Below are 25,726 nucleotides of genomic sequence, written 5' to 3' on the forward strand. Positions count from 1 at the left end.
CGAGGCCCGGCTTGCGAGGGCCGGGCCACGGGCATGGCGAGGAAACGGCTACAGGCGGAACCGGCTGACCAGGGCGCCCAGGCGCTCCGCCAGTGCCTGCAGGTCATGGCTGCGACGGCGCACCTGCCCGGCGCTGAGCGAGGCAGCGTCGGCGGAGCTGGCTATCGAGGCCAGGCTGTGGGAGAGCTGCTCGCTGGTGGAGGCCTGCTGGCCGGTCACGCTGGCGATCTGTTGGCTCATGTCGCGGACCTGGCCGATCATCCGGGTTATGCGGTGCAGGGCGTCGCTGGCCTCGCGGGCGCTGGCGACGTTGCCCAGGGAGGTGTTGCGGCTCTTCTCGAGCATGCCGACCACGGTTCGCGTGCGCTCCTGGATCATCGACACGCTGCGGTACACCTCCTGGGTCGATGTGTGCGTGCGCCGCGCCAGGGCGCGCACCTCATCGGCGACCACCGCGAACCCCCGCCCCTGCTCGCCGGCCCGAGCCGCCTCGATGGCGGCGTTGAGCGCCAGCAGGTTGGTCTGCTCGGCGATGCCGCGGATCACCGCCACCACGGTGCCGATGTCCTCGCTGGCGGACTCCAGCTGCCCGGTCAGGGTGCAGATCTGCTCCAGCGTCCGCGCATCCTCGGCAATGGCCTCGTTCAGGCAGGCGACCGTGGCCTGCCCGTGGCTCACGGCCTGGTCGCCCTCGCGCGTGGCCTGGGCGGCCTGGTCGGTGTTGCCGGCCACCTCCTCGATGCCCTGGGACATCTGCCGCATGGCGGTGGCCAGCTGGCCGATCTCGTCGCGCTGGGTGTCCACCCCGCGGCCGGTGACCTGGCTTTCCTCCTGCAGCGCCTGGGCCGCGCCCTGCAAGGCCTGGCTGGTCGCCGTTATCTCCTGCACCAGGGCGGCCATGATGTCGAGGAAGCGGTTGAACTCCCGGACCAGCACCGCCAGCTCGTCGCGCCCCTCGAACGGCAGGCGCGAGGACAGGTCGGCCTCCCCCGCCACCAGTTCGCGGATCGCCTTCACCACCGCATCCAGGGGCCGCGTCATGGCGCGGCCGAGCCAGAGGATCAGCCCGCCGATCAGCGCCGCGGCCAGGCCGCCCAGCACCAGCAACTGCACTGCCAGGGCCTTCACCCCGCCCAGCAATGCCGCGCTGGGCAAGGCGGCGCCGAACGACCAGGGCGCGCCGGTGGCGCCTATGGCGACCGGCACCGCCAGCATGAACACCTCCTCCCCCATCGCCGGCGAGAGGAAGCGGATCGACAGCGGCTTGCCGTTGCGCACCGCGTCGACCATCGTCTGCAGGTGGTCGCCGAGGAAATCCGACTCGGTCTCGGCGGTGTGCCGCCCGACGCGCCGGGGATCGGGATGGGCGACCAGGGTGGTGTCGTTGGCCGTCAGCGCCGCCAGGCCGACGCCCAGTGGCCGCAGCTGGGCCACCTTCGCCTGGAGCTTCTCCACGTCGAGGCCAAGCCCCAGGTGCCCTGCCAGGTGGCCGTTCTGCCGCACCGGCAGCAGCACGGGAATCACCGCCTTCGTCAGGCCGGCCCGCGCCGGCGAGCGGGGCGACGCCACGCTCTCGCGCTCGCCGGCGGCGCCGCCCAGGGCCTCGACCACCGACTCGCACTGCTCGGCCGTCGCGGCCTGCACGGCCTGCGCGTCACGCAACCAGCACAGCGCATCCGCTGCATCGGCGTGCGATGGCACCCACCAGGCGATGCTGACCTGGGGGCTGTCCAGCAACAGCGCCTCCAGCAGCTGCTCGCCGAGCCGGCGGTCCGGCAGCACGCCATCGGCCAGCTCGCGGGCGAGCATGTCCGCGGTCACCCGGCCCGAATGCATGGCGCCATCGAAATACGAGGAAATCTCCGCAGCCTGCTGCTGCACGATGGCCTGCACGGCCACCTCGGCCAGCGCCTCGGTGGAGGCCTTGCTCGATTGGTAGACCAGCACGACCGTCGCCAGGTAGATCAGCGTCGTCAGCGGCAGGACGGTCAGCAGCAGTTTGCTCTTCAGCGACAGGTTGGCCAGCATGGTGGGGCCCGTTTTCAATGTCGACGATCATGTCGTCCCGGCCGCCAAGCCAACGCGACGGCGTGCTTTTCGTAGGAGCGCGCCCTGCGCGCGAATCGCAGGCAGGGCCTGCTCCTACAGTCGAGGTGGGGCCCACCGTAGGAGCGGACCTTGTCCGCGATAGCCGGAGGTTCCGGCGCGATTCGCGGATGAGAGCCGCTCCGGGTTGCCCCTGCAGCGTGCCTTTGTAGGAGCGCGCCCTGCTCGCGAATCGCAGGCAGGGCCTGCTCCTACAGTCGAGGTGGGACCCACCGTAGGAGCGGACCTTGTCCGCGATAGCCGGAGGTTCCGGCGCGATTCGCGGATGAGATCCGCTCCTACGGGTTGCCCCTGCACCGTGCCTTTGTAGGAGCGCGCCCTGCGCGCGAATCGCAGGCAGGGCCTGCTCCTACAGTCGAGGTGGGGCCCACCGTAGGAGCGGACCTTGTCCGCGATAGCCGGGGGTTCCGGCGCGATTCGCGGATGAGATCCGCTCCGGGTTGCCCCTGCACCGTGCCTTTGTAGGAGCGCGCCCTGGGCGCGAATCGCAGGCAGGGCCTGCTCCTACAGGGGCTAGGTCGGTGCGTTGAGCAGGTCCAGGGCCACGTCGACGATCATGTCTTCCTGGCCACCGACCATGCGCCGCTTGCCCAGCTCGACGAGGATGTCCACGGCCTTGATCCCGTACTTCGCCGAGGCCACTTCGGCGTGGCGCAGGAAGCTCGAATAGACGCCGGCGTAGCCCAGGGCCAGGGTTTCGCGGTCCACCCGCACCGGGCGGTCCTGCAGCGGGCGCACCAGGTCGTCGGCCGCGTCCATCAGCGCGTAGAGGTCGGTGCCGTGGTGCCAGCCAAGCTTGTCGGCGGCGGCGATGAAGACTTCCAGCGGCGCGTTGCCGGCGCCGGCGCCCATGCCGGCCAGGCTGGCGTCGATGCGGTTGCAGCCCTCCTCCACCGCGGCGATGGAGTTGGCCACGCCGAGGCTGAGGTTGTGGTGGGCGTGGATGCCGGTTTCGGTCTCGGGCTTCAGAACACTTTTCACGGCACGGAAGCGCGCACGGATGTCATCCATGTTCATCGCCCCGCCGGAGTCCACCACGTAGATGCAGGTGGCGCCGTAGCTCTCCATCAGCTTGGCCTGCTGCGCGAGGCCTTCCGGCGTCTGCATGTGGCTCATCATCAGGAAGCCCACCGTGTCCATGCCCAGCTCGCGGGCGTACTCGATGTGTTGCTTGGAGACGTCCGCTTCGGTGCAATGGGTGGCCACGCGCACGACGCGAGCACCGGCGTTGTAGGCAGCCTTCAGGTCGTGGATGGTGCCGATGCCCGGCAGCAGCAGCGTGGCGATCTTGGCGTGGTTGACCACGTCCGCCGCCGCTTCGATCCATTCCAGGTCGGTATGCGCGCCGAAGCCGTAGTTGAAGCTGGAGCCTTGCAGGCCATCGCCGTGGGCCACTTCGATGGAATCCACCTTGGCGAGGTCAAGGGCGCTCGCAATCGCACGCACGTCTTCCAGCGAGTACTGGTGGCGGATGGCATGCATGCCATCACGCAGGGTCACGTCGGAGATATAGAGTTTCTGGCTCATGCCGAGGCCTCCATTGCTTGCGCCATGCGCTCGGCGGTGGCCAGCGCGGCGGAGGTCATGATGTCGAGGTTGCCGGCGTAGGCCGGCAGGTAGTGGGCGGCGCCTTCGACTTCGAGGAAGACCGAGGTCTTCAAACCGCTGAAACGGCCGTGGCCGGGGATGTTCAGGTCGCGGGCCTCGTCGAACTGCACCTTCTGCTTCAGGCGGTAACCGGGGACGTAGGCCTGCACGGCGGCGGCCATCTCTTCAATCGAGGCTTCCACCTTGGCCTGATCGACCGATTCGCTGAGCACGTACACGGTGTCACGCATGATCAGCGGCGGCTCGGCCGGGTTCATGATGATGATCGCCTTGCCCTTGGCCGCCCCGCCGATGACTTCGATGGCTTTCGAGGTGGTCTCGGTGAACTCGTCGATATTGGCGCGGGTACCCGGACCAGCGGACTTCGACGCGATGGAAGCGATGATTTCCGCGTAGTGGACTTTGGCCACGCGAGACACGGCCGCCACCATCGGAATGGTCGCCTGCCCACCACAGGTCACCATGTTCACGTTCAGTGCCTGCAGGTGCTGCTCCAGGTTGACCACCGGCACGCAATACGGACCGATTGCGGCCGGGGTCAGGTCGATCACGCGAAGACCGGGCTTGTGGCCCCGCAGCAAGGCGTCGTTCTTCACGTGAGCGCCGGCTGAAGTGGCATCGAAGACGAAGTCGATCTCGTCGAAGATCGGCAGGCGGGTCAGGCCCTCCACGCCTTCGTGGGTGGTGGCCACGCCCATTCGTGATGCGCGGGCCAGACCGTCGGAGGCCGGGTCGATGCCGACCATCGCGGCCATTTCCAGGTGCTGCGCGTTGCGCAGGATCTTGATCATCAGGTCGGTGCCGATGTTGCCGGAGCCGATGATGGCGACTTTGCGTTTGCTCATGGTTTTCTCTCTGCTCATTCGGCACTGAAGGTCACGCCGACACGGCCCAGGCCGTCGATCTCGGCGTCGAAGCGGTCGCCCGCGGCCACCGCCACCATGGGCCCGAGGGCGCCGGTGAGGACGATGTCGCCGGCCTTCAGCGGGTCGCCCAGGCGGGCCAGGGTGCGCGCCAGCCACACCGCCGCGTTGAGCGGATGGCCCAGGCATTCGGCGCCGCTGCCGCTGGACACCAATTCGTCGTTGCGCGTCATGCGCATGGCCGCGCCGCGCAGGTCCAGGCCGTCGAGGCGGCGGGCCGGGCCACCGAGCACGAAGCAGCCGCTGGAGGCGTTGTCGGCCACGGTGTCGGCGAAGCGGATGTTCCAGTTGGCGATGCGGCTGCCGACGATTTCCAGGGCCGGCAGCACCCAGCCGGTGGCATTGATGACGTCGGCGAAGGTGGTGTCGGTGCCGGGCAGGTCGCGTTCCAGCACCAGGGCGATCTCCGCCTCGATCTTCGGTTGCAGCACGCGGCCGAACGGCACCACTTCGTTGTCGCCGTAGGCCATGTCGGCGAACAGGCCGCCGAAGTCCGGCTGGTCCACGCCCAGCTGGGCCTGGACCTTGGGGTTGGTCAGGCCGATCTTGCGGCCGACCAGGCGCCGGCCGGCGGCCAGGGCGTGGGCGATGTTGAGGCACTGGATGGCGTAGGCGGCCTCGCCGTTCTCCGCGCCGAGGGTGTCACGCAACGGGGCAATGGCCTCGCCCTGCGTTTCCGCGCGGCGCAGGTCGGCGGCCAGGCGTTCGAGGGTCTCTTGGCTGATGGTCATGGGGCACCTCGGATTCAGTGCTGGAGGAAGTCCAGCACCAGGCGGTTGAAGGGTTCGGCGTGTTCCCACTGGGCCCAGTGGCCGCAGTTGTTGAACACGTGCAGCGTGGCGTCGGGGATGCCGGCGAGCAGGCGCAGGCCGGCGTCCATGGGCACGAAGCGGTCGTTGCGGCCCCAGACGATCAGGGTCTTCGCCTGGATCTCGTGCAGGCGCGAGCCGAAGTCGGGGAACTGCTTGGGGTTGGCGGCGAGGCTTTCGACGAAGTTGTCCAGGTGCTCGCGGCGGCTGAGCATGTTGTCCAGGCGCGTCTGGAACAGTTCCTCGGTGAGGTCGCTGGGGTCGAAGACGAAGACGTTCATCATCCGCTTCAGGTTGTCGATGGTCGGCTCGCGGTACAGGCCGTTGAGCAGCTTGATGCCCTCGGTGGGCATCGGCACGAAGGGGCTGGCGCCGCCGGTGCCACCGCCCATGAGCACCAGCTTGCCGACGCGCTGCGGGTTGGCCAGGGCGAAGGCCACGGCGCTGTGGGCGCCCATGGAGTTGCCGAGCAGGTGCACGCGTTCCAGCCCCAGCACGTCGAGCAGGCCCTTGAGCGCCGTGGCGTTGAGGTCCGAGCGCGAGCCGCGGCAGACGATGGGGTCGCTTTTGCTCCAGCCGGGGCAGTCCATCAGCACCACCCGGTAGCCGGCGGCCAGCAGCGGCTCGAGGTTGCGGCTGAAGTTGGCCCAGCCGCTGGCGCCGGGGCCGGAGCCGTGGAGCATCACCACGGTCTCGGCGCCCTCGCCCAGGTCGTTGTAGTGCAGTTGCAGGTCCAGGTCGCCTTCGCGGATGCGGGCGAAGCGGCTGCTGGCGGCGTCGTTCGGCGCCCTGTTCGTCGTGGTCATCGGCGGCATCCTTCAGTTCTGTTCAGGTTCGGCGCCAAGGGCGCCAAAACCGGCGATCCACTCGGGAATCGGCCGGTAGTACCGGTCATGTACGCGGTAGGCGCCAAAGGCGGAGAGCGCGGCAAAGGCGGCCACCCAGGTTTTCACCTCATGGGTCGAGCGGCCGGCGATGGCCGACAACTGATCGTTGCCCAGGGCATCCAGCTCGCCCAGGCGGTTCTGGGCGAGGATGTCGAGGAACTGCTGGTCCCATTCGGGGTTGAGCGGATGCAGGGAACCGGGGTCCTCGACGAAACGCCGCGCCGCCTGGATCACCCGCTGCTGCCGCGCTTCCCTTTCGTCGGCGGGCAGGTTCCGCCCGCTGCCCATCAGGCGGTCGGCCATGCGCGCGTCGACCTTGGCCAGCTCCGGCACCGGCGGCTGGTGCGACAGCCCGCCGGAGCCGAGGAACAGCACGCGCTTGCCGGTGGAACGGGCGAAACGGCCGATGGCCTCGCCGAGCAGCCGGGCACGCTGGAACCCGGGCAGCGGCGGCGCCACCGAATTGATGAAGACGGGAATCACCGGATAGCGGTCGAGCCCGCCGAGCAATTGCTCCAGCGGCTCGGCAAAGCCGTGGTCGACCTGCATGCGGTAGGAAACCGCCGCGTCGACGCCGGCCTTGAGCACTTCGCCGGCACAGGACTCGGCCAGCGCCCTGGGCACCGAGAGGGTGCCGCTCAGCGTGCCGAAATCGCCAATGGCATGGGCGGCGACACCGATGCAGAAAGACGGCATGACATCGTAGAAGAAGCCGTTGTAGTGGTCCGGCGCGAACAACACCACCAGCTCCGGCGCGAACGCCGCAATCCGGTCGCGCGCCATGCCCACCACGTCGGCGACCTCCTGCAGCACTTCCGGCGCGGGGTCCACGTGCCCGATCAGCGGCGAATGCGAAAGGCATTGGAGGTAGGCGCTCATCGCCAGCACCTACGGCAGGGAATCTGGGTCATCGGGGTATTCAAGGGCAGGCACTCCATGGACACGGCAAGCAGCCAACGCAGCTACGGGTAGCTCGGCGACTCGTCGAGATCATAGGAAGAAAGCCGCCGCCCCACGCTCCCCTGGCGGAAGGGCTTATCCCGATAGCGCAGAAACCCTGCGCGGCGCCGGTACGGCACACAGCGCCCCTGCTTCGCTGCCTGCCATGCAGGCGAAGCCCGCCCGGTTTCCGGGCGGCTTCGGGCGAGGCCAGCCCGCTAACGAGGGAGCCCCGTGCAGCAGAAGATGAAACCGTACCGAAGACGGCAAAAGACGCGGTGGCGCCGCTGACCTAGCGCTCGATCCGGGCGAAACGCGCGCTCTCCCCGGGCGCCGGCGCCATCCTGGCGGGGGGCCTGGTCGCCTGCTGCAGCTGCGGGTCGCCGCACAGTGCCTCGTGCAGTGCTTCCAGCAGCACCTGCACGCGGGCGTCGGCCAGGCTGTAGTAGATCGAGCGGGATTCGCGGCGGGTCTTCACCAGCTGGTTCTGCCGCAACTCCGCCAGTTGCTGCGACAGGCCGGGCTGGCGCAGGCCGAGGTCGCGCTCCAGTTCCGCCACGGAGCACTCGCCGCGGGCGATCTGGCAGAGCAGCAGCAGGCGCGTCGGGTTGGCCAGCAGGCGCAGCAGCTCGGCGGCGTCGTTGGCGCGCTCCTTCAGGGCTTCCAGGCCCTCGTCGGCCGGGGTTTTCATGGTTTCTTCCAGCGGTAGTACCAGGTTTCGTCCGGGCCGGGTTCGACCTGCAACGCCTCGTGCGCATCCAGGGCCACCGGCTCCAGCAGCGCGCCGCCGGGCTGCCAGCCCTCCGGCGTGGAGGCGGCGTGCCGGTCGGTGGCCTGCAGCGCGGCGACCAGGCGCAGCAGTTCCTCCACCGAGCGGCCGACGTTCATCGGGTACCAGCTCAGGGCGCGGATGATGCCCTCCGGGTCGATCACGTAGCTGACCCGGGTGGTCGAGCTGTCCACCGCATCGGGGGCGACCATGCCGTAGCCGCGGGCGATGGCCATGGAGGGGTCCTCGATGATCGGGAAGTCGATGGCCACGCCGAAGCGCTCATGGATGTCGCGTATCCACGCCAGGTGCGAGTAGAGGCCGTCCACCGACAGGGCCAGCAGTTCGCAGCCCAGTTCGTCGAAGCGCGGCTTGGCGCGGGCGAAGGCGATGAACTCGCTGGTGCACACCGGGGTGAAGTCCGCCGGGTGGGAGAACAGCAGCAGCCAGCGGCCGCGGTAGTCGCTCAGGGCGACGTCGCCACGGGTGGTGCGGGCGCGGAACTCCGGCGCACGGTCGTTCTGGCGCAGCGGCGGCATGGAGGGAGCGGCACAGGCATTGGCTTCCACGGTGATCCAGATCCTCGGCTGAACAGGCCGTCATGCTACCGCCCCGGCCCGGTAGCGTCGACGCCGACACTTCGACGTTTTCATAATTGCACTATTAAAGAAATAGTGTAAGCATGATTCAGGTCAATGCCGCAGGAGACGTCCCCCATGTCCGCCCACCATGCCGATGCCGCCCTGGCCGCCGCCAGCGCATTGGTCGACGACGCCGCCGCCGGCCGCGCCCTCGCCCCTCAGGTCACCTCCTTCTTCGACGAAGCCACCTTCACCGTCAGCCACGTGGTGCGCGACCCCGCCAGCAACGCCTGCGCCATCATCGACAGCGTGCTCGACTTCGACCAGGCCAGCGGCCGCACCCGCCAGGAATCGGCCGAGGGCCTGATGGCGTTCATCCAGGCCAACGACCTGCGGGTGGCCTGGCTGCTGGAGACCCACGCCCATGCCGACCACCTGTCCGCCGCGCCGCTGCTGCAGGAGCGCCTGGGCGGCCGCCTGGCCATCGGCGAACGCATCACCCGGGTGCAGCAGACCTTCGGCAAGATCTTCAACGCCGGCAGCGCCTTCGCCCGCGACGGCAGCCAGTTCGACCATCTTTTCGCGGATGGCGAAAGTTTCCGCATCGGCAACCTGCAGGCCATCGCCCTGCACGTGCCCGGGCATACCCCGGCCTGCATGGCCTACGTGATCGGCGATGCGGTATTCCCCGGCGACACCCTGTTCATGCCCGACTACGGCACGGCGCGCTGCGACTTCCCCGGCGGCGACAGCGCCACGCTGTTCCGCTCCATCCGCCGGCTGCTCGGCCTGCCGGGGCGCACGCGGGTATTCCTCTGCCACGACTACAAGGCCCCGGGCCGCGACCACTACGCCTGGGAAACCAGCATCGGCGCGCAGCGCGCCGGCAACGTCCATGTCCACGACGGCGTGGGCGAAGCCGAGTTCGTCGCCATGCGCGACGCCCGCGACGCCACCCTGCCGATGCCGCGCCTGATGCTGCCCTCGGTGCAGGTGAACATGCGCGGCGGCCACCTGCCGGAGCCGGAAGACAACGGCGTGCGCTACCTCAAGCTGCCGCTGAACCTGCTTTGAGCCGCCGACGGCGGGCCATGACGGCCGCTGTCCCGCCGCCCTCCCCTTGCCTTGCGCCGCCGAAAGAAGAAGAGGAACCCGCCATGCAACGTCTGCCCCTGGACGATGGCCTTTGCGTCGCCCCGCAACTGAACCCCGAAGACCTTCCCTCCCTGGCCGCCGCCGGCATCCGCGGCCTGATCTGCAACCGCCCCGACGGCGAGGCCGACGGCCAGCCGGACAGCCGGGCCATGGCCGCGGCCGCCGCCGACCAGGGCCTCGCCTTCGTCTACCTGCCGGTGATCAGCGGCGCCATCGGGGACGCCGACGTGCGCGCCTTCGCCGCCGCCCTCGCCGGCCAGAGCGGCCCGACGCTCGCCTACTGCCGCACCGGCACCCGCTCGGCCACGCTCTGGGCGCTGTCCCAGGCGGGGCAACGGCCCCTGGACGACATACTCGCCCGCGCCGCCAGGGCCGGCTTCGACCTCGGCCAGCTGCGCCCGCGCCTGCAGGCGGCCGCCGGCCCGCGCCCGGCACGCGGCGAGCCCCTCTACGACCTGGTGGTGATCGGCGCCGGCGCCGCCGGCCTGGCCACCTGCGCCAGCCTGCTCAAGCGCCGCCAGAACCTGAGCATCTGCATGGTCGAGCCGGCCACGGAGCACTACTACCAGCCGGGCTGGACCATGGTCGGCGCCGGCGTCTTCACCCCCGACCGCACGGTGCGCCCGATGGCGGCGCTGATTCCCGACTGCGTGGCCTGGGAGCGCTCCGCCGCGGCGGCCTTCGCGCCCCAGGACGACCGGGTGATCCTGGCCAACGGCGCCAGCCTGAGGTACCGCGTGCTGATCCTGGCGCCCGGCCTGAAGCTGGACTGGAACGCCATCCCCGGCCTGGCCGAGACCCTCGGGCGCAACGGCGTGACCTCCAACTACCGCTTCGACCTCGCGCCCTACACCTGGCAGCTGGTGCGCGGCCTGCACCGCGGCCGCGCGCTCTTCACCCAGCCGCCGATGCCGATCAAGTGCGCCGGCGCGCCGCAGAAGGCCATGTACCTGTCCGCCGACCACTGGCTGCGCGGCGGCCGCCTGGACGGCATCGACATCCAGTTCCACACCGCCGGCGCCGCGCTGTTCGGCGTGGCGGACTACGTGCCGGCGCTGATGGAGTACGTCGAGCGCTACCGCGCCCAGCTCAACTTCGGCTCGACCCTGGCGGCCGTCGACGGCCCGGCGCGCACCGCCACCTTCGCCCGCACCGATGCCGACGGCCAGCGCCACGAGGAAGTGCGCGAGTTCGACATGCTCCACGTGTGCCCGCCGCAGACCGCCCCGGACTTCATCCGCAGCAGCCCGCTGGCCGGCGACGCAGGCTGGATCGACGTCGACCCGACCACCCTGCGCCATGCGCGCTTCGCCAACGTCTTCGCCCTCGGCGACGCCAGCGCCGCGCCCAACGCCAAGACCGCCGCGGCGGCACGCAAGCAGGCGCCGGTGGTGGCGCAGAACGCCCTCGCCTGCCTCGACGGCCAGCCCCTGACGGCGGCCTACGACGGCTACGGCTCCTGCCCGCTGACCGTTGAGCGCGGCAAGATCGTGCTCGCCGAGTTCGGCTACGGCGGCAAGCTGCTACCCACCTTCCCGCGCTGGCTGCTCGACGGCCGCAAGCCGTCGCGCCTGGCCTGGCACCTGAAGTCCGAGGCGCTGCCGGGCATCTACTGGAACGCCATGCTCAAGGGCCGCGAGTGGCTCTGCGCGCCCGGCCGGCGCAACGCCGAACAGTCCGCCTGAGGAGGCCGAGATGCCGACCCTCAGCCTGTTGCAGTACCTGCTCGGCGCCGCCGCCGGATCGCTGGTGGGCTTCACCCTCGGCCTGGTCGGCGGGGGCGGCTCGATCCTGGCCGTGCCGCTGATGGTCTACCTGGTCGGCGTCGACAACCCCCACGTCGCCATCGGCACCAGCGCCCTGGCGGTGGCCGCCAACGCCGCCGCCAACCTGCTCAACCATGCCCGCCGGGGCAACGTGAAGTGGCCCTGCGCCTCGGTGTTCGCGCTGGTCGGGATGGTCGGCGCCTTCTTCGGCTCGTCCCTGGGCAAGGCCTTCGACGGCCAGAAGCTGCTGGTGCTGTTCGCCCTGCTGATGCTGGTGGTGGCGGCGCTGATGCTGCTCGGGCGCGCCAGCGAGGGGGACGCCGCGGTGGCGCTGGGCCGCGGCAACGCCCCGCGGCTGGCGGCGTTCGGCGGCCTGGCCGGCACCCTGTCGGGATTCTTCGGCATCGGCGGCGGCTTCCTCATCGTCCCCGGCCTGATGGCCGCCACGCGCATGCCGATCCTCTTCGCCGTGGGCAGCTCGCTGGTGGCGGTGACCGCCTTCGGCCTGACCACCGCATTCAACTACGCACGCTCGGGCCTGGTGGACTGGCCGCTGGCGGTGGTCTTCATTGGCGGCGGGGTGGCCGGCGGGCTGTGCGGCGCCTGGCTGGCGACGCGCCTGTCACGCAGCCAGGGCACCCTGAACCTGGTGTCCGCGAGCCTGATCGGCGCCACCGCGCTGTACATGCTCTACCGCAGCCTGGGGGCGCTGGGCGTCATATGAAGGGACATTCGCCAGGCATGCGCCAGGGCGAGCAGGCGCCGCCTTCAGGTGTACTTCGTGAAGATCGCCCGGACCCGCTGCAACGTCTGCGCCGGGTCCTGCTCGCGGTCGTCGAAGGCCTCTTCCAGCAGGCAGGCGAGCAGCTCCTGGTAGGCCTTGTCCAGGGCCTTGCGCGCCGCGCGGAACTGCAGCGCGATGGTCTCGCACTCCTCGCCCCGGCGGATCATGGCCTGCAACCCGCGCACCTGGCCCTCGATCCGGGCCAGGCGGTTGAGCATCGCTTCCTGGGGGGTGATATCGGTTTTTCTACTCACGTGTACCTTCCAACGCGCATCCCGAGGTGACGGCCCCATGCGGTTTCCATCCCTGGCAACCCGGCGCCCGGACGTGAGGGTAGCGCTGTTCGCCGGGCACAGCCAGCCCGGCGACGGGGAAGCCGCCGGGCATGGCCCGCGCCCTGCGTCAGGCTCGCTTGCAGGCCTTGCAGGTACTGATGCCCAGCAGCGGGTAGGCCGGGCAGAAACGGAAGATGCCGGTGGCCAGCGGCACTACGCCGATCCACCCCCACCAGCCGATCACGCCCGCGAGGCTCAGCCCGATCAGCAGCAGCCCCACGATGATGCGCACAGCGCGGTCGACAGTCCCGACATTCGTTTTCATGACGATCTCCTTGGTCAGCTCCCGCGCGGGTCATCCGGCACGGTGAACATGAGTGGCGCGGCTTGCCGGGTTGGGCGCCGGACGAAGGTCCGTGCGCCTGCTGCGTCAATCTGCCATCTCATTGGAAGGGCACTTCTGAAATACCCTATGGGGTATTACAGCAGCCGCTCCAGAGGTGCACAAGTGAGTGCGTCAATCCGCTCCCCGAAGCTGGTCAGGGAACTGGCGGCCATCGTGCTGATCAAGCTGGCCCTGCTCCTGGCCATCAAGGCCATCTGGTTCGACCACCCCACCCTTCCCGTCGAGGGCCAACGGCAGGTCAGCGCGCACCTGCTGGGCACCCCCGCGCCCACATCCACCCCCGCCAAGGAGTCCCCGTGATGATTTCCGAAGCCGTAGTCGACCTGTCACGCCTGCAGTTCGCCATGACGGCGATGTACCACTTCCTGTTCGTCCCATTGACGCTGGGCCTCGCCTTCCTGCTGGCGATCATGGAGTCGGTCTACGTGATGACCGGCAAGCAGGTGTACAAGGACATGACGCAGTTCTGGGGCAAGCTGTTCGGCATCAACTTCGCCCTCGGCGTCACCACCGGGCTGACCATGGAGTTCCAGTTCGGCACCAACTGGGCCTACTACTCCCACTACGTCGGCGACATCTTCGGCGCGCCGCTGGCCATCGAGGGGCTGATGGCCTTCTTCCTCGAGTCCACCTTCATCGGCCTGTTCTTCTTCGGCTGGGATCGCCTGTCGAAGGTCCAGCACCTGAGCGTGACCTGGCTGGTGGCCCTGGGCTCGAACCTCTCGGCGCTGTGGATCCTGATCGCCAACGGCTGGATGCAGAACCCGGTGGGCGCGGAATTCAACTTCCAGACCATGCGCATGGAACTCACCGACTTCGGCGCCCTGCTGTTCAACCCGGTGGCCCAGGTCAAGTTCGTCCACACCGTGGCCGCCGGCTACGTGACCGGCGCCATCTTCGTCCTGGCGATCTCCAGCTACTACCTGCTGAAGAAGCGCGACCAGGGCTTCGCCCGCCGCTCCTTCGCCATCGCCTCGGCCTTCGGCCTGGCCTCGATCCTCTCGGTGATCATCCTCGGCGACGAATCCGGCTACGAGATCGGCGACGTGCAGAAGACCAAGCTGGCCGCCATCGAGGCCGAGTGGAACACCGAGCAGGCGCCGGCCGGCTTCACCCTGTTCGGCATCCCCGACCAGGAGCAGATGCGCACCCACTACGCGATCAAGATCCCTTATGCGCTGGGCATCATCGCCACCCGCTCGCTGGACAAGGAGGTCACCGGCATCAAGGACCTGCTGGTGCAGCACGAGGCGCGCATCCGCAACGGCATGACGGCCTATGCGCTGCTGGAGAAACTGCACGGCGGCGACACTTCCAAGGCCACCCTGGCCGCCTTCGACGCGGTCAAGCTGGACCTGGGCTACGGCCTGCTGCTGAAGAAATACACCGACAAGGTGGTCGACGCGAGCGACGAGCAGATCCGCCTGGCCACCCTGGACACCATCCCCGACGTGCTCACGCTGTTCTTCAGCTTCCGCATCATGGTCGCCTGCGGCTTCCTCATGCTCGCCCTGTTCGCCTGCGCCTTCTGGGCCTCGGCGCGCAAGCACGAGGAACGCAAGCCCTGGCTGCTGAAGTGGGCGCTGCTGAGCCTGCCGCTGCCCTGGATCGCCGCGCAGACCGGCTGGTACGTCGCCGAGCACGGCCGCCAGCCGTGGTCCATCGGCGAGGTGCTGCCGGTGCACCTGTCCGCCTCCAGCCTGGGCACCCACGACCTGTGGGGCTCGCTGATCGCGCTGGTCGCCTTCTACAGCCTGCTGCTGGTGGTGGAGATGTACCTGATGATCAGGTTCGCCCGCCTCGGCCCGTCGAGCCTGCACACCGGCCGCTACCACTTCGAGCAGGGCGCCGCGCAGCGCCCGGCCACCGCCTGAGGAGCCCGCCATGGACTACGAAACCCTGAAGATCACCTGGTGGGTGCTGATCGGCGTGCTGCTGATCGGCTTCGCCCTCACCGACGGCTTCGACATGGGCGCCATGGCGCTGCTGCCCTTCGTCGCCCGGGACGACCACGAGCGGCGCGTGGCGATCAACACCATCGCCCCGCACTGGGACGGCAACCAGGTGTGGTTCATCACCGCCGGCGGCGCCCTCTTCGCCGCCTGGCCGATGGTCTACGCCACCGCCTTCTCCGGGCTCTACTGGGCCATGCTGCTGGTGCTGTTCGCGCTGTTCTGCCGGCCGGTGGGCTTCGACTACCGCAGCAAGCTGGAGAACCCGCGCTGGCGCAAGGCCTGGGACTGGGCGCTGTTCGTCGGCGGCTTCGTCCCGGCGCTGGTGTTCGGCGTGGCCTTCGGCAACCTGTTCCAGGGCCTGCCCTTCACCCTCGACGAGCTGATGCGGCCGGCCTACCACGGCGGCTTCTTCGCCCTGCTCAACCCCTTCGCCCTGCTCGCCGGGGTGGTCAGCCTGAGCATGCTCTGCCTGCACGGTGGCGCCTGGCTGATGCTGCGTACCGACGGCGAGCTGGCAGAACGCTCGCGCCGCGCCGCGCAATTGTGCGCGCTGGCGTACCTGGCGGCCTTCATCGGCGCCGGGCTCTGGGTCAGCCTGGGCATGCACGGCTTCAGCCTGGTCTCGGCGGTGGACGGCAACGCGGTGCTCAACCCGCTGCACAAGACAGTGACGCTGGACAACGCCGGCTGGCTGGCCAACTACCACCGCCAGCCGCTGACGATGCTCGCCCCGGCGCTGGGCATCCTCGGCGGGCTCATCGCCCTGGCCAGCGCCAGCGGCGGCAAGGGCGGCCTGACCTTCCTCGGCAGCGCCCTGGCCATCGTCGGCACGCTCTGCACCGCCGGCTTCGCGCTGTTCCCCTTCGTCTTCCCCTCCAGCGAGAACCCGGCGGCCAGCCTGACCCTGTGGGACGCGGTATCCAGCCACAAGACCCTCGGCATCATGTTCGCCGTGGCCTGCATCTTCGTCCCGCTGATCCTCTGCTACACCCTCTGGGGCTACGTGCGCATGTGGGGCCGGCTGAGCCGCGGGCACATCGACGCCAACCCCCACGGACTCTACTGAGGAGCGACAAGCATGTGGTACTTCACCTGGATTCTCGGTGTGCTGCTGGCCTGCAGCTTCGGCATCATCAACGCCCTCTGGCTGGAAACCACCCAGGACCTGGACAGCGATGACAGCCGCCAGTCCTGAACGCGCCCTGTGCCGCCGCTGGAGCCGCGCGCTGTCGCTGCTGCTGGCGGCGCCGCTGGCGCTGGTGCTGCTGATCCACCCGGCGCTGATGCTCGATGCCCACGGCGGCTACAGCCATGGCCTGCTGATGCTGGTGATGCTCGGGGTGAGCGGCGGCTTCGTCCACGGGGTGGGCTTCGACCCCCGTGGCCGGCTGTGGGCCCTGCTGTTCGGGCCGGCCATGGCCTGGCCGCTGATGCTGCTGGGCTATGGCCTGCTGCTCTACGTGCGGACGAGCTGAGGCCGCCCTTCCCTTCACATCGAAAGAACCACGCCCATGCACCACCTGGCCCACTACGCAGCGGCGATCCTGGGTACCTCGACGCAGCCCCGGATCGTCCGCGAAAGCACCACCAGCACCCACTGGCATGAGAATGGCTTCGAAGTCCGGCAGTCGATCTCCACCTACGAGTTCAGCGATGGCGTGATCATCCGCCGCATGCTGGAACGGGACGACTACCCGCCGGATGAAACCCTGCTGTGCGCCGAGTGCTGGATCACCTACGAGGTCGTTCGCGACGGCCCTGTGGCCGCCGCGGTGCAGCCCAGGCGCATGACGTTCGACTCCACGTGCCGCGAGGCCTTCTGGCTGAGGTTCCATGCCGCCCCGGCAGCGGGCAGCGGCATCTGCACAACGGAAGGCCCTCCACGCTAGCGGGCCATCCGACGGCACCACAAACCCCATATTCCGGTTCAACTCGACCTGGCAGGTTCGAACATGAAAAGCCTTTCCATCGTCATTCCGTTGCTCGCCATTCTCTTCTCCACGGGCTGCGCCCAGCTGGAGAAGGCCCGGGAGAAGCGCGACGCCGATCCCGCCGCCTACGACGCCCTGGACCTGAACAGGCACTACTTCTCCCAGGATCCCCGCGACTGGGTGCAAGGAAGCTGATCCTGCCAGGGCCTGGCGGGAATGGCCCCACCGGCCCGGGGCAAGAAGCGCCAAACCTGAACGACAACTGAACGGTGCGGCCATTGCGCACGGAAACAGCCCGCAGGCATTGATCCCGGTCAATCGCTCCGGACCTCAGGCGGAAACATAGTGAAACCGAGCGCCCGAGGGGGCCAGGCAAGGACGCCGGCCGGTTATCCCGCCCTCGGGCGCTCCCCCATCGCACCGTAGGGCGCATAACGCTCCAGGCGTTATCCGCCGTTGGCCCCGGCTCCGTCGTTCCGCCTGTCGTAGGAGCGGACCTTGTCCGCGATAGCCGGAGGTTCCGGCACGGTTCGCGGATGAGATCCGCTCCTTGCCGCCCCACCGACACCATTCCCATGTAGGAACGCGCCCTGCGCGCGAAATCGCGGGCAGGGCCCGCTCCTACAGGTTGCCGGGAAACACGGTATTTCTCCCCCGTAGGAGCGGACCTTGTCCGCGATAGCCGGAGGTTCCGGCACGGTTCGCGGATGAGATCCGCTCCTTGCCGCCCCACCGACACCATTCCCATGTAGGAACGCGCCCTGCGCGCGAAATCGCGGGCAGGGCCCGCTCCTACAGGTTGCCGGGAAACACGGTATTTCTCCCCCGTAGGAGCGGACCTTGTCCGCGATAGCCTGAGGTCCCGGCGCGGTTCGCGGATGAGATCCGCTACGCTGCCCCACCGACACCATTCCCATGTAGGAGCGCGCCCTGCGCGCGATTTCGCGGGCAGGGCCCGCTCCTACAGGTTGCCGGGAAACACGGTATTCCTCCCCCGTAGGAGCGGACCTTGTCCGCGATAGCCTGAGGTTCCGCCGCGGTTCGCGGATGAGATCCGCTCCTACGCTGCCCCACCGACACCATTCCCATGTAGGAGCGCGCCCTGCGCTCGATTTCGCGGGCAGGGCCCGCTCCTACAGGTTGCCGGGAAACACGGTATTGCTCCCCCGTAGGAGCGGACCTTGTCCGCGATAGCCGGAGGTTCCAGCGCGGTTCGCGGATGAGATTCGCTCCTACGCCGCCCCACCGACACCATTCCCATGTAGGAGCGCGCCCTGCGCTCGATTTCGCGGGCAGGGCCCGCTCCTACAGGTTGCCGGGAAACACGGTATTGCTCCCCCGTAGGAGCGGACCTTGTCCGCGATAGCCGGAGGTTCCGGCGCGGTTCGCGGATGAGATTCGCTCCTTGCCGCCCCACCGGCACCATTCCCATGTAGGAGCGCGCCCTGCGCGCGATTTCGCGGGCAGGGCCCGCTCCTACACAAAGCTCTCTGATCCCCCATGAAAAAGCCGCCACGACGCATGGGGTCGTCGTGGCGGCCAAGGGGAATGAATCGGACGGCCGAAGCCGGCATTCACGAACTCAAGGCGGTTTGAATGAAGTCAACGGGCGACCCTCGATATATGGAACACGCGGTATTAACTGATACTTCGAAAAAGGTTTGTTAATTCGCAACAAACCTAGAACTTGGCTTCCAGGTCCAGTTGCAGCGTATCGATGTCCGCATCGTTACGCGTACCACTGGCAGCGTCCGACTTGGCCATGAAGTAAGTGGCGCCCAGGGCGAAGTTCTTGTCGATATCGTAGGCGACCTTGAACTTGTGGCCGCGGGATGCGCTATAGCCATTGGCGAAGTCCGAATCGGTAAAGGCGCCGACCACCGCGTTGCGCCGCACGTCGCGATAGTTGTAGTCGAAGCTGAAATCACCCAGCCTGGTCTTTGCACCGGTCAGCCAGGCCGTATCCGCATTACTGTCGGTCGCCTGGTTGACCACATACTGGCCGTAAAGCGAAAGCGGAACCGGCAGGTTGCCGAAGTCCAACTGGCCGAAACCTTCGTAGAGGCGGAAGTCCTTGGTGGTATTGCCATTGGCGGAAAGCTGGCACGGCGTCGTGGTGGCCGAACCGCAAGCGCTGTCGGCATCGTTGTCGTACGCGTAGAGGCTCGCCCCGAGGGTCGCCTTGATGCCGTCGACGGGGCTGAAACGCGTGCCGAACTGGCCACTGTACAGGCGCAGGTCATGCTGGAACGCATAACCTTCGCCATCGACGTTGTCCTTCAGGTCGAAGTAGCCCGCGCTACCGAAGAGTTCGGCACTGCCACCCAGCGGATACTTGTAGGTGACGGCAAGGCCTTCGGGGTTGATGTCGCCGTCCCAGATGACGTCGCCTTCGCTGACCCACGGCTGGTTCATCTTGCCGCCGATCAGGTGCAGGTTCTTCACCGCGGCGGGGTGGAAGTCGATATAGGCCTGGTCCAGCCACAGCTGCTTCTTGTCGAAGTAGTTGTCCATGCTCTGGTTGGTGGAGCGGGCATCGTCGCCACTGCCGGTGGCAATGCGGATGCCGGTGTCCACCTGCGGGTTGATCTGGCTGTAGAAGCCGACCCGGGCGCGGATGCGCTGGCGGTTCTGGTCCCCCTTGGTGCCGCTGTTCTGCGCATGCACGGTTTCCTGGCGCACTCGGACGTCGCCCTTCACCTGGGTCCTGGCGGCCCAGGCGATGCTCTGCTCGAAGGCGCTCATCTGCTCCTTCTTGGCCTTGGCCTGTTCCGCGGCGACCTGGTTCTCCTTGTCCAGTTCGGCCGTGAGTTCGGTGTACTGGGCGGCGCTGATCGAGCCATTGGCCTTGAGCATTTCCAACAGCCTGGCATCGACCCCCGCCTGCGCCGGAACACTCAGAACGAGCAATGCCCCGGCACAAATCCCCATCCCGCCCAGTGCAGAAATACTACGCATCAAGAATCTCCTGAAATCCGATAAAGGCGGCAACTGCCACCCAATTAATTCGGTTCCCACAAAGTTCTCCGCCACAGGCGAAGACCTTGTCCCCAAACCGGGGCAGATTCTTGTTTTTTGAATATTTCAGAATGGTTTCAGACAAAGGCGGGACATGAACAAGCAGAACATCAAGAGCCCTTGCAGCCCTTATGAACTGCGGATTCATATACTATTTGGCGAGGGTGTTTTTACGCGCAGCGGCTATATTGGCGAGCGGGAAATACCTAGCATTTTAAAAGTGAAGAACCCTTCTATTTCGGTCGAATGGAAGTTCTTCCGAGTCACTCAATAGACTGGCCTCGCCCCTTCAGCTCCAACCCCAGAACATCAACCACCAGCCGCCCAGCACCGGCACGCAGGCCAGCGCCAGGCAGGCCAGGGCGCCTGGCTGGCGCAGGGGCGGAACGCCGTGGCGGCGGAGGATCCGCCAGCCCAGCCACAGCGTCCAGGCGCAGGCGCCCGCCAGCAGCAGGGCCCGTGCCGGCTGTACCCAGCCGAGGGCCAGCCCCTCGTAGCGCAGCAGTTTCACGGTGGTGGCCGAAAGCCCCAGGAACAGCCCGCAGGCTCCCAGCGGGATCAGCGCCTGGGCCAGGTGCGCATACACTGCCCGGCCCTGCCCCGCCACCCGGCCGGCCAGGCGCAGCGCCGCTGTCAGCCAGCCGCCCATGAGCAGCGCCCAGGCCAGCACGTAGACCACCAGCACGCCGCCATCGAGCCAGGTGAAGGCGTCGTTGTTCTGCGGGTAGTGCGTCAGCACCCACCAGGGCGCGTTGGCCTCCAGCGGCCAGACGATGCCCCGCGCCACCAGCCATTCCGCGCCCGCCTGCTTGAGCGCGATGAACCAGGGGCTGAGCGTCCAGTTGAAGGCGCCCATGGCCAGGCCGATCATCCCGAACAGCAGCAGGCGCACGGGCCACGGGCTTTCCGTGCGCTGGCCGTGGACGACGATTTCCTCGTTCGGCCAGCGCGGGCTCAGGGCCACGGCGCCGCGCTGGCCGCTGCAGCGGCCGCAGGAATGGCAGTCGGCGCAGCCGGTCATGCGGCGGATGTCGATCAGCGGGGCGCAGTTGGGCGTCGGCAGGTGCGGCCCGGCATTGGCCAGCCAGCGCTGTTCGTCGACGCGGAAGTGCACCGGCGCCAGCCGCGCGAGCAGGTTGAACACGCCGCTTACCGGGCACAGGTAGCGGCACCAGACACGCTTGCCACGCCCGTACAGGAACCCCACCAGCATCGCCGCCAGGGTCGAGCCGCCGAGGATCAGCAGCGCCGGCAGCGCGTAGTCGTAGACGCTGACCAGTTGCCCGTACAGGGTGGTCAGGCAGAAGGCCACGAACGGCCAGCCGCCCCAGCGCATCCAGCGTGGGACGCCGCGCCCGCGGCCGTGCCGGCTCGCCCATTCGCTGAGCGCGCCCTCGGGGCAGAACAGCCCGCACCAGAGCCGCCCGAACAGCAGCATCGACAGCAGCACGAAGGGCCACCAGATGCCCCAGAACACGAACTGCGCGAACACCGCCAGGTTGTCCAGCATGCGCGCCTGCGGCGGGGGCAGGTCCAGGCAGGCCGGGACGACCAGCAGCACCGCGTAGAACAGCACCACGGCCCATTGCAGCGCACGGATCAACCCGGCATGCCGGCGCATGCCGTCCCCCAGCCGGGCCAGCGGGGAAGGTGCGTCGCTCATGCCAGCCGGGCCTCGGCGTGGTGCTCGCCGCGCCGGCACAGGTAGCTCGCCAGCGCCCAGTAGGCCGGCAGCAGCAGTACCGCCAGCAGCGAGGGCGCGGCGCGGTAACCGGCGAACCCGGCCAGGGCCGCTCCCAGGCCATGGCCGTCGCTGAGCCAGGCGGAGGTATCCCACAGCGGGTCGCCGAACAGCCCGTAGCACCATTCGGGCAGGTCCAGCGCCATGACCTGCCCCGCCACCCGGTCCAGCGCCGCCATCAGCAAGGCGCCGCCGAGCAGCAGCAGGAGGACTTCGCTGACGCGGAAGAAGCGCCGCCAGGTCAGTATCCGCGAGGACCACTGCAGCGCGGCGTAGGTGGCCAGCGCCAGCAGGAAGCCGAGCACGCCGCCCAGCGCGAACCAGGTCCAGTCCGCCCCCTGCTGCGCGCCGATGCCATAGAGGAACACCACCGTCTCGCTGCCTTCGCGGGCCACCGCCAGCATCGCCAGCAGCAGCACGCCCCAGCCGCCGTCCTCGGCGAGGCTGCGCTCGGCGTCATGCTCCAGCTGGCGCTTCATGCCGCGCCCGTGGCGGTGCATCCACACCACCATCTGCAGGATCAGCAGGCTGGCGCAGAGCACCATGGCGGCCTGGAACCATTCGCCGGACGGCCCCGCCAGCCACTCCCCGGCCAGCATGAAGAGCGCGGCCAGCGAGCAGGCCAGCACCACGCCCAGCATCACCCCGCTCCAGAGCATGCGCAGGCCGCGCGCCGGCTCCGGGCGATGGCAGAGCCAGGCATGCAGGATGCCGACGACCAGAAGCGCCTCGACGCTTTCGCGCCAGACGATGAACAGGGATTGCAGCATGCTAGCTCCGGGTCAGTGCGCCACGATCTCGCCTTGCGGCAGGTCCATGTGGAACTCGTCGAAGAAGGGATAACGGCCGGGGCGCAGGGGGTGGATCACCACGAAGGAGGTGACGCCCGGCGAGAGCACCTTCTCCACCCGCAGTGGCGTGCTCTCGAACTCCGCCGGCCCGCTGCCGGCATTGCGCACCACGACCTTGAAGCGCTGCCCGGCGGGGACTTCCAGTGTCTGGGGGGTGAAATGGCCATCACTGATGGTCAGCTCATAGGTGGGGAGCGGCGCCGCCTTCGCGGCAACGGCGAACGACAATGCCAACAGGCAGAAGAACGAGCGCAACATGACGGCCTCGCGACTCTCGGGAAGGGAACGCCGCACCCGCAGCGGGCGCGGCCCGCGCATCAGTAGCCGCCTTTCTTGCCGATGCCGGCATAGGTGAAGTCGTATTCCACCTTGCATTCCTTGAACCAGGGCGCCACGCCGGTTTCCTTGTCGACGTGGCGGCCGAACATGGAGGCTTCCGACGGCGGCAGGATGGTGTAGGTCAGGTGGTACTTGCCTGGCCCGAGCAGCTTGAGGTTATCGCCGTAGTGCGGGCCGTCGCTGGCCACCATGCCGTGGAAGTCGCCCTTGAGGACCTGGTCGCTGCCGTCCTTGCGCAGTTCGTAGGCCACCCGCAGGTAGGGAATCCAGCTGCCTTCCTGGAAGCCGTTGGGGTTGTCGGCGGTGGCGGCGATGTCGGCCTCCAGGTGCACGTCGGACTGCGCGGCGGCGCGCATCATCCCTGGCGGGTCCATCTCGATCGGCTGCAGGTACACCGCGCCGATCTCCATCCCGCCGCAGGCCTGCGGGGCGCCGATGGGGTATTCCTTGGCCGCCGCGAACGGGGCGGCGAGCGCCAGTATCACGGGAACGGCACGGTTGATTCGCATGGTCTTCTCCTTGGCTCGGGGATGGGGAATCACGAGCCCGCATTTAGGCGCCAATCGACGCTATTGAGAATGATTTGTATCAAGAATTCCTGAGGTAAATCCGCAAAGCCTGCGCGGCAGGGCCATGAGGGCCTGCCGCCCCGTATCGGCAACTGGGCTAAGCTGAGCACTTCCACTTTCGCGGCGTCGATTTCCGATATGGCCTGCCCGGCCCCGGACGGCGCCCGTATCGAAGAGGAGCCTGGGCGATGAGCAAGCGATTCGAGATTGGCGACCATGTGAGCTGGAATTCCGAGGCCGGCCGGGTGTCGGGGACGATCATCGCCATCCACACCCGCGACTTCGACTACAAGGGCCACCGCCATCACGCCTCGGAAGACGAGCCGCAGTACGAGATCAAGAGCGACAGGACCGACCACGTCGCGGCGCACAAGGGCAGCGCCCTCACCCCGGCGTGACGCGGGCGGCGCGTGAAGCTTCCGTTCTTCACCATCGGCCATTCCAACCGCAGCCTGGAGGCGTTCGTCGAGCTGTTGCGCGGGCCCGGCGTCGAGCGGGTCGTGGACATCCGCAAGGTTCCGCGCTCCGCGAGCAACCCGCAGTTCAATGCCGATACGCTTCCCGCGGCGCTGGCGGGCTGCGGCATCGGCTACGAGCACCTGGCCGCGCTCGGCGGGCTGCGCGGCAAGGCCCGGGGCCTGCCGGCGCAGGTCAATGGCTTCTGGGCCAACCGCAGCTTCCACAACTACGCCGACTACGCGCTCTCGGCGCCGTTCCACCAGGGCCTGGAGCAGCTGCTGGAGGCCGGGCGCCAGCGGCGCTGCGCGATCATGTGCGCGGAAGCCCTGTGGTGGCGGTGCCACCGCCGCATCGTCAGCGACTACCTCATCGCCCGGGGCGAGACGGTCTTCCACATCATGGCCGAAGGCCGCCTGGAACCCGCCCGGCTGACGGCCGGCGCCGTCGTCCAGGCGGATGGCTCGGTCGCCTATCCCGCGGCCTGAGCCCTGCGGGCCGCAGGCGGATGCCGGAACGCGACGCCCTTCCGGCCCGCCCTCGCCTTACCAGAGCGGCAGGCTGTAGCTGACGATCAGCCGCGTCTCGTCCATGTCGTTGCCGAAGCTGCTGCGGAAGGTGCTGTTGCGCACCTTGAAGCCGAGGTTCTTCAGCGCCCCGCCCTGCACCACGTAGCCGACGTCGGTGTCGCGCTCCCACTCCTTGCCGTCGCCCTGGCCATCGAGCAGGTCGATGTCGTCGCCACGCAGGTAGCGCGTCATCAGGCTCAGCCCGGGCAGGCCCAGGGCGGCGAAGTTGTAGTCGTAGCGCAGTTGCCAGGAGCGTTCGTCCTTGTTGGCGAAGTCGCCGATCTGCACGTAGTTGACCAGGTACGGGTCGGTGCCGGCCAGGTAGGCGAAGCCGGTGTCGCCGGACATGCGCTGGTAGCCCAGGCCGAAGGCGTGGTTGTCCAGCCTGTAGGTGAACATCGCGTTGAGCGCGCGGTTGTCGACGTTGCTGCCGCCGTCGTCGCTGGAGCGCGCCCAGCGGATGTCGGACTTCAGCGACTGGCCCGCGGCGATCGGCAGGACGTGCAGCAGAGCCAGGTAGTGCTGGCGGTAGAGGTCTTCGAGATTGGCGTAGTGGTAGCTGGTGCTGAGGTTTTCGCTCCAGCGGTAGGTGCCGCCGGCCAGGTTGAAGCGGTCGCTGGTGAGGTGGCTGCCGGCGCTGATGTTGCGCTTGTTGCCGCGGGTGATGCCGAGGTCCTCGGCGTTGGACGAATCGCGCTGCTTGACCTGGCGCAGCTGGCCGGCCTGCAGGTCGAGGTCGTCGAGTTCCTTCGACTCCACCAGCGCGCCCTGGAAGGTCTGCGGCAGCAGGCGGGTATCGTTGTACTGCACCACCGGCAGCTTGGGCAGCAGGGTGCCGACCTTCAGCGTGCTGCGGGACAGGCGCAGCTTGGCGGTCAGGCCCAGGTCGCTGTAGTCGTCGGCGGCGCGGCGGTCGCTGGCCGAGTACGGCAGCAGGCCGGAGCCAGAGCGGTCGGGGCTGGAGTCCAGCTTCAGCCCGAGCAGGCCCAGGGCGTCGACGCCCACGCCGACGGTGCCCTCGGTGTAGCCGGATTCGTAGCGCAGCAGGAAGCCCTGCGCCCACTCCTCCGAGTAGGACTGCGTCGCGCCGGACTGGCGGTAGTCGCGGTTGAAGTAGAAATTGCGCATTTCGAGGCTGGCCTTGCTGTCGGCCAGGAAGTCGGCATGGGCGAACAGGGGCAGCAGCGCCAGTCCGGGGACCAGCACAGGGGTACGGCGAATCTTCATTGTTGTTGTTTCTTTGCAGGGGTGTTGGCGAAACGCCGGGCCGCTGGACGCCGGCCCGGCAA

29 protein-coding genes are annotated in these 25,726 nt (G+C 68.3%); 13 read left to right on the forward strand and 16 right to left on the reverse strand.

Features of this window, described 5'->3' with window-relative positions:
- Positions 1 to 48 precede the first annotated feature (48 nt).
- From PKO50_RS18375 to PKO50_RS18410, 8 genes are all read right to left on the reverse strand, one after another.
- Positions 49 to 2,028, reverse strand: coding sequence for a methyl-accepting chemotaxis protein (locus PKO50_RS18375; protein ID WP_275626862.1), 1,980 nt, complete (start codon positions 2,026 to 2,028; stop codon positions 49 to 51).
- Between the two features lie 591 nt (positions 2,029 to 2,619).
- A complete protein-coding gene (mhpE, locus tag PKO50_RS18380) occupies positions 2,620 to 3,633 on the reverse strand; it encodes a 4-hydroxy-2-oxovalerate aldolase (RefSeq protein ID WP_275626863.1) in 1,014 nt (337 codons plus the stop codon).
- The gene (locus PKO50_RS18385; RefSeq protein WP_275626864.1) at positions 3,630 to 4,559 is read right to left on the reverse strand and encodes an acetaldehyde dehydrogenase (acetylating); all 930 of its coding nucleotides are present in this window, start codon (positions 4,557 to 4,559) and stop codon (positions 3,630 to 3,632) included. The genes mhpE and PKO50_RS18385 overlap by 4 nt, the downstream gene beginning before the upstream one ends.
- Before the next feature lie 14 nt (positions 4,560 to 4,573).
- Positions 4,574 to 5,368, reverse strand: a complete 795-nt coding sequence (mhpD, locus tag PKO50_RS18390; protein WP_275626865.1) for a 2-keto-4-pentenoate hydratase — start codon at positions 5,366 to 5,368, stop codon at positions 4,574 to 4,576.
- Between the two features lie 14 nt (positions 5,369 to 5,382).
- The gene (locus tag PKO50_RS18395) at positions 5,383 to 6,252 is read right to left on the reverse strand and encodes an alpha/beta fold hydrolase (RefSeq protein ID WP_275626866.1); all 870 of its coding nucleotides are present in this window, start codon (positions 6,250 to 6,252) and stop codon (positions 5,383 to 5,385) included.
- 12 nt (positions 6,253 to 6,264) lie between these two features.
- Complete coding sequence (gene mhpB, locus PKO50_RS18400; protein ID WP_275630498.1) at positions 6,265 to 7,212, reverse strand: 3-carboxyethylcatechol 2,3-dioxygenase; 948 nt, start codon at positions 7,210 to 7,212, stop codon at positions 6,265 to 6,267.
- A 352-nt stretch (positions 7,213 to 7,564) separates the two neighbouring features.
- Positions 7,565 to 7,963, reverse strand: coding sequence for a metalloregulator ArsR/SmtB family transcription factor (locus tag PKO50_RS18405; RefSeq protein WP_275626867.1), 399 nt, complete (start codon positions 7,961 to 7,963; stop codon positions 7,565 to 7,567).
- The gene (locus PKO50_RS18410) at positions 7,960 to 8,610 is read right to left on the reverse strand and encodes a peroxiredoxin (RefSeq protein ID WP_244160936.1); all 651 of its coding nucleotides are present in this window, start codon (positions 8,608 to 8,610) and stop codon (positions 7,960 to 7,962) included. The genes PKO50_RS18405 and PKO50_RS18410 overlap by 4 nt, the downstream gene beginning before the upstream one ends.
- A 147-nt stretch (positions 8,611 to 8,757) precedes the next feature.
- On the opposite strand from PKO50_RS18410, the gene PKO50_RS18415 reads away from it, so the two are divergent.
- The 3 genes from PKO50_RS18415 (at position 8,758) to PKO50_RS18425 (ending at position 12,267) form a co-directional block, all read left to right on the forward strand.
- Positions 8,758 to 9,696: an MBL fold metallo-hydrolase gene (locus PKO50_RS18415; RefSeq protein WP_275626868.1), complete on the forward strand. Its 939-nt coding sequence runs from the start codon at positions 8,758 to 8,760 to the stop codon at positions 9,694 to 9,696.
- Positions 9,697 to 9,779: 83 nt separating this feature from the next.
- Complete coding sequence (locus tag PKO50_RS18420) at positions 9,780 to 11,462, forward strand: bifunctional protein tyrosine phosphatase family protein/NAD(P)/FAD-dependent oxidoreductase (RefSeq protein ID WP_275626869.1); 1,683 nt, start codon at positions 9,780 to 9,782, stop codon at positions 11,460 to 11,462.
- A 10-nt stretch (positions 11,463 to 11,472) separates the two neighbouring features.
- Positions 11,473 to 12,267 (forward strand): sulfite exporter TauE/SafE family protein, encoded by a 795-nt coding sequence (locus PKO50_RS18425; RefSeq protein ID WP_275626870.1) that lies wholly within the window; start codon positions 11,473 to 11,475, stop codon positions 12,265 to 12,267.
- A 44-nt stretch (positions 12,268 to 12,311) separates the two neighbouring features.
- Here the strand turns inward: PKO50_RS18425 and PKO50_RS18430 are convergent, their stop codons facing one another.
- Together PKO50_RS18430 and PKO50_RS18435 are read right to left on the reverse strand one after the other, a co-directional pair.
- Positions 12,312 to 12,545, reverse strand: a complete 234-nt coding sequence (locus PKO50_RS18430) for a metal-sensing transcriptional repressor (RefSeq protein ID WP_089392213.1) — start codon at positions 12,543 to 12,545, stop codon at positions 12,312 to 12,314.
- Between the two features lie 184 nt (positions 12,546 to 12,729).
- The gene (locus tag PKO50_RS18435; protein ID WP_109936422.1) at positions 12,730 to 12,927 is read right to left on the reverse strand and encodes a DUF2892 domain-containing protein; all 198 of its coding nucleotides are present in this window, start codon (positions 12,925 to 12,927) and stop codon (positions 12,730 to 12,732) included.
- 183 nt (positions 12,928 to 13,110) lie between these two features.
- On the opposite strand from PKO50_RS18435, the gene cydP reads away from it, so the two are divergent.
- From cydP to PKO50_RS18470, 7 genes are all read left to right on the forward strand, one after another.
- Positions 13,111 to 13,308: a cytochrome oxidase putative small subunit CydP gene (gene cydP / locus PKO50_RS18440; protein ID WP_275626871.1), complete on the forward strand. Its 198-nt coding sequence runs from the start codon at positions 13,111 to 13,113 to the stop codon at positions 13,306 to 13,308.
- Complete coding sequence (locus PKO50_RS18445; RefSeq protein WP_275626872.1) at positions 13,308 to 14,882, forward strand: cytochrome ubiquinol oxidase subunit I; 1,575 nt, start codon at positions 13,308 to 13,310, stop codon at positions 14,880 to 14,882. Before cydP ends, PKO50_RS18445 begins: the two co-directional genes overlap by 1 nt.
- Before the next feature lie 10 nt (positions 14,883 to 14,892).
- Positions 14,893 to 16,029 (forward strand): cytochrome d ubiquinol oxidase subunit II, encoded by a 1,137-nt coding sequence (gene cydB / locus PKO50_RS18450; protein ID WP_109936419.1) that lies wholly within the window; start codon positions 14,893 to 14,895, stop codon positions 16,027 to 16,029.
- A 12-nt stretch (positions 16,030 to 16,041) separates the two neighbouring features.
- Positions 16,042 to 16,158 carry a cytochrome bd-I oxidase subunit CydX gene (gene cydX / locus PKO50_RS18455; protein WP_089392208.1) on the forward strand — a complete coding sequence of 39 codons (117 nt, stop codon included), beginning with the start codon at positions 16,042 to 16,044 and terminating at the stop codon, positions 16,156 to 16,158.
- Positions 16,139 to 16,438 (forward strand): cyd operon YbgE family protein, encoded by a 300-nt coding sequence (locus PKO50_RS18460; RefSeq protein ID WP_275626873.1) that lies wholly within the window; start codon positions 16,139 to 16,141, stop codon positions 16,436 to 16,438. The genes cydX and PKO50_RS18460 overlap by 20 nt, the downstream gene beginning before the upstream one ends.
- A 36-nt stretch (positions 16,439 to 16,474) precedes the next feature.
- A complete protein-coding gene (locus PKO50_RS18465; RefSeq protein ID WP_275626874.1) occupies positions 16,475 to 16,852 on the forward strand; it encodes a hypothetical protein in 378 nt (125 codons plus the stop codon).
- A gap of 63 nt (positions 16,853 to 16,915) precedes the next feature.
- Entirely contained in the window at positions 16,916 to 17,089 is a 174-nt protein-coding gene (locus PKO50_RS18470) for a hypothetical protein (RefSeq protein ID WP_158546448.1), read from the forward strand.
- A gap of 1,485 nt (positions 17,090 to 18,574) precedes the next feature.
- Here PKO50_RS18470 and PKO50_RS18475 read toward each other — a convergent pair.
- Complete coding sequence (locus PKO50_RS18475) at positions 18,575 to 19,852, reverse strand: putative porin (RefSeq protein WP_275626875.1); 1,278 nt, start codon at positions 19,850 to 19,852, stop codon at positions 18,575 to 18,577.
- A gap of 154 nt (positions 19,853 to 20,006) precedes the next feature.
- Here PKO50_RS18475 and PKO50_RS18480 point away from each other — a divergent pair, with 154 nt between their 5' ends.
- A complete protein-coding gene (locus PKO50_RS18480; RefSeq protein ID WP_275626876.1) occupies positions 20,007 to 20,186 on the forward strand; it encodes a hypothetical protein in 180 nt (59 codons plus the stop codon).
- A gap of 15 nt (positions 20,187 to 20,201) precedes the next feature.
- On the opposite strand, the gene PKO50_RS18485 is transcribed toward PKO50_RS18480, so the two are convergent.
- Genes PKO50_RS18485 through PKO50_RS18500 form a run of 4 tightly spaced genes read right to left on the reverse strand, consistent with a single transcriptional unit; the run spans position 20,202 to position 23,352 of the window.
- The gene (locus PKO50_RS18485; RefSeq protein ID WP_275626877.1) at positions 20,202 to 21,575 is read right to left on the reverse strand and encodes a 4Fe-4S binding protein; all 1,374 of its coding nucleotides are present in this window, start codon (positions 21,573 to 21,575) and stop codon (positions 20,202 to 20,204) included.
- Positions 21,572 to 22,423 (reverse strand): FTR1 family protein, encoded by an 852-nt coding sequence (locus PKO50_RS18490; RefSeq protein WP_109936409.1) that lies wholly within the window; start codon positions 22,421 to 22,423, stop codon positions 21,572 to 21,574. The genes PKO50_RS18485 and PKO50_RS18490 overlap by 4 nt, the downstream gene beginning before the upstream one ends.
- Before the next feature lie 12 nt (positions 22,424 to 22,435).
- Positions 22,436 to 22,762 carry a cupredoxin domain-containing protein gene (locus tag PKO50_RS18495; protein WP_275626878.1) on the reverse strand — a complete coding sequence of 109 codons (327 nt, stop codon included), beginning with the start codon at positions 22,760 to 22,762 and terminating at the stop codon, positions 22,436 to 22,438.
- A gap of 59 nt (positions 22,763 to 22,821) precedes the next feature.
- On the reverse strand, positions 22,822 to 23,352 hold the full coding sequence (locus PKO50_RS18500) for an iron transporter (RefSeq protein WP_275626879.1): 531 nt from the start codon (positions 23,350 to 23,352) through the stop codon (positions 22,822 to 22,824).
- 248 nt (positions 23,353 to 23,600) lie between these two features.
- Between PKO50_RS18500 and PKO50_RS18505 the strand changes: the two genes are divergently transcribed.
- Together PKO50_RS18505 and PKO50_RS18510 are read left to right on the forward strand one after the other, a co-directional pair.
- Entirely contained in the window at positions 23,601 to 23,810 is a 210-nt protein-coding gene (locus tag PKO50_RS18505) for a DUF2945 domain-containing protein (protein WP_109936407.1), read from the forward strand.
- 12 nt (positions 23,811 to 23,822) lie between these two features.
- The gene (locus PKO50_RS18510; RefSeq protein ID WP_275626880.1) at positions 23,823 to 24,356 is read left to right on the forward strand and encodes a DUF488 domain-containing protein; all 534 of its coding nucleotides are present in this window, start codon (positions 23,823 to 23,825) and stop codon (positions 24,354 to 24,356) included.
- Positions 24,357 to 24,413: 57 nt separating this feature from the next.
- Here the strand turns inward: PKO50_RS18510 and PKO50_RS18515 are convergent, their stop codons facing one another.
- Complete coding sequence (locus PKO50_RS18515; protein ID WP_275626881.1) at positions 24,414 to 25,664, reverse strand: OprD family porin; 1,251 nt, start codon at positions 25,662 to 25,664, stop codon at positions 24,414 to 24,416.
- Positions 25,665 to 25,726: the final 62 nt, after the last annotated feature.

The organism is Pseudomonas sp. 273 (assembly GCF_029201425.1).
In the GTDB taxonomy this organism is placed as follows: Bacteria; Pseudomonadota; Gammaproteobacteria; order Pseudomonadales; family Pseudomonadaceae; genus Pseudomonas; species Pseudomonas delhiensis.

Coding starts and splice junctions, on each gene's coding strand:
- PKO50_RS18490 (WP_109936409.1), bottom strand. CDS start 22,423: ATGCTGCAATCCCTGTTCATCGTCTGGCGCGAAAGCGTCGAGGCGCTT.
- PKO50_RS18505 (WP_109936407.1), top strand. CDS start 23,601: ATGAGCAAGCGATTCGAGATTGGCGACCATGTGAGCTGGAATTCCGAG.
- PKO50_RS18405 (WP_275626867.1), bottom strand. CDS start 7,963: ATGAAAACCCCGGCCGACGAGGGCCTGGAAGCCCTGAAGGAGCGCGCC.
- cydX (WP_089392208.1), top strand. CDS start 16,042: ATGTGGTACTTCACCTGGATTCTCGGTGTGCTGCTGGCCTGCAGCTTC.
- PKO50_RS18445 (WP_275626872.1), top strand. CDS start 13,308: ATGATTTCCGAAGCCGTAGTCGACCTGTCACGCCTGCAGTTCGCCATG.
- PKO50_RS18375 (WP_275626862.1), bottom strand. CDS start 2,028: ATGCTGGCCAACCTGTCGCTGAAGAGCAAACTGCTGCTGACCGTCCTG.
- mhpE (WP_275626863.1), bottom strand. CDS start 3,633: ATGAGCCAGAAACTCTATATCTCCGACGTGACCCTGCGTGATGGCATG.
- PKO50_RS18465 (WP_275626874.1), top strand. CDS start 16,475: ATGCACCACCTGGCCCACTACGCAGCGGCGATCCTGGGTACCTCGACG.
- PKO50_RS18470 (WP_158546448.1), top strand. CDS start 16,916: ATGAAAAGCCTTTCCATCGTCATTCCGTTGCTCGCCATTCTCTTCTCC.
- PKO50_RS18425 (WP_275626870.1), top strand. CDS start 11,473: ATGCCGACCCTCAGCCTGTTGCAGTACCTGCTCGGCGCCGCCGCCGGA.
- cydB (WP_109936419.1), top strand. CDS start 14,893: ATGGACTACGAAACCCTGAAGATCACCTGGTGGGTGCTGATCGGCGTG.
- PKO50_RS18420 (WP_275626869.1), top strand. CDS start 9,780: ATGCAACGTCTGCCCCTGGACGATGGCCTTTGCGTCGCCCCGCAACTG.
- PKO50_RS18485 (WP_275626877.1), bottom strand. CDS start 21,575: ATGAGCGACGCACCTTCCCCGCTGGCCCGGCTGGGGGACGGCATGCGC.
- PKO50_RS18415 (WP_275626868.1), top strand. CDS start 8,758: ATGTCCGCCCACCATGCCGATGCCGCCCTGGCCGCCGCCAGCGCATTG.
- PKO50_RS18435 (WP_109936422.1), bottom strand. CDS start 12,927: ATGAAAACGAATGTCGGGACTGTCGACCGCGCTGTGCGCATCATCGTG.
- PKO50_RS18385 (WP_275626864.1), bottom strand. CDS start 4,559: ATGAGCAAACGCAAAGTCGCCATCATCGGCTCCGGCAACATCGGCACC.
- PKO50_RS18480 (WP_275626876.1), top strand. CDS start 20,007: ATGAACAAGCAGAACATCAAGAGCCCTTGCAGCCCTTATGAACTGCGG.
- PKO50_RS18495 (WP_275626878.1), bottom strand. CDS start 22,762: ATGTTGCGCTCGTTCTTCTGCCTGTTGGCATTGTCGTTCGCCGTTGCC.
- mhpD (WP_275626865.1), bottom strand. CDS start 5,368: ATGACCATCAGCCAAGAGACCCTCGAACGCCTGGCCGCCGACCTGCGC.
- PKO50_RS18395 (WP_275626866.1), bottom strand. CDS start 6,252: ATGACCACGACGAACAGGGCGCCGAACGACGCCGCCAGCAGCCGCTTC.
- PKO50_RS18460 (WP_275626873.1), top strand. CDS start 16,139: ATGACAGCCGCCAGTCCTGAACGCGCCCTGTGCCGCCGCTGGAGCCGC.
- PKO50_RS18475 (WP_275626875.1), bottom strand. CDS start 19,852: ATGCGTAGTATTTCTGCACTGGGCGGGATGGGGATTTGTGCCGGGGCA.
- mhpB (WP_275630498.1), bottom strand. CDS start 7,212: ATGAGCGCCTACCTCCAATGCCTTTCGCATTCGCCGCTGATCGGGCAC.
- PKO50_RS18515 (WP_275626881.1), bottom strand. CDS start 25,664: ATGAAGATTCGCCGTACCCCTGTGCTGGTCCCCGGACTGGCGCTGCTG.
- PKO50_RS18430 (WP_089392213.1), bottom strand. CDS start 12,545: ATGCTCAACCGCCTGGCCCGGATCGAGGGCCAGGTGCGCGGGTTGCAG.
- PKO50_RS18500 (WP_275626879.1), bottom strand. CDS start 23,352: ATGCGAATCAACCGTGCCGTTCCCGTGATACTGGCGCTCGCCGCCCCG.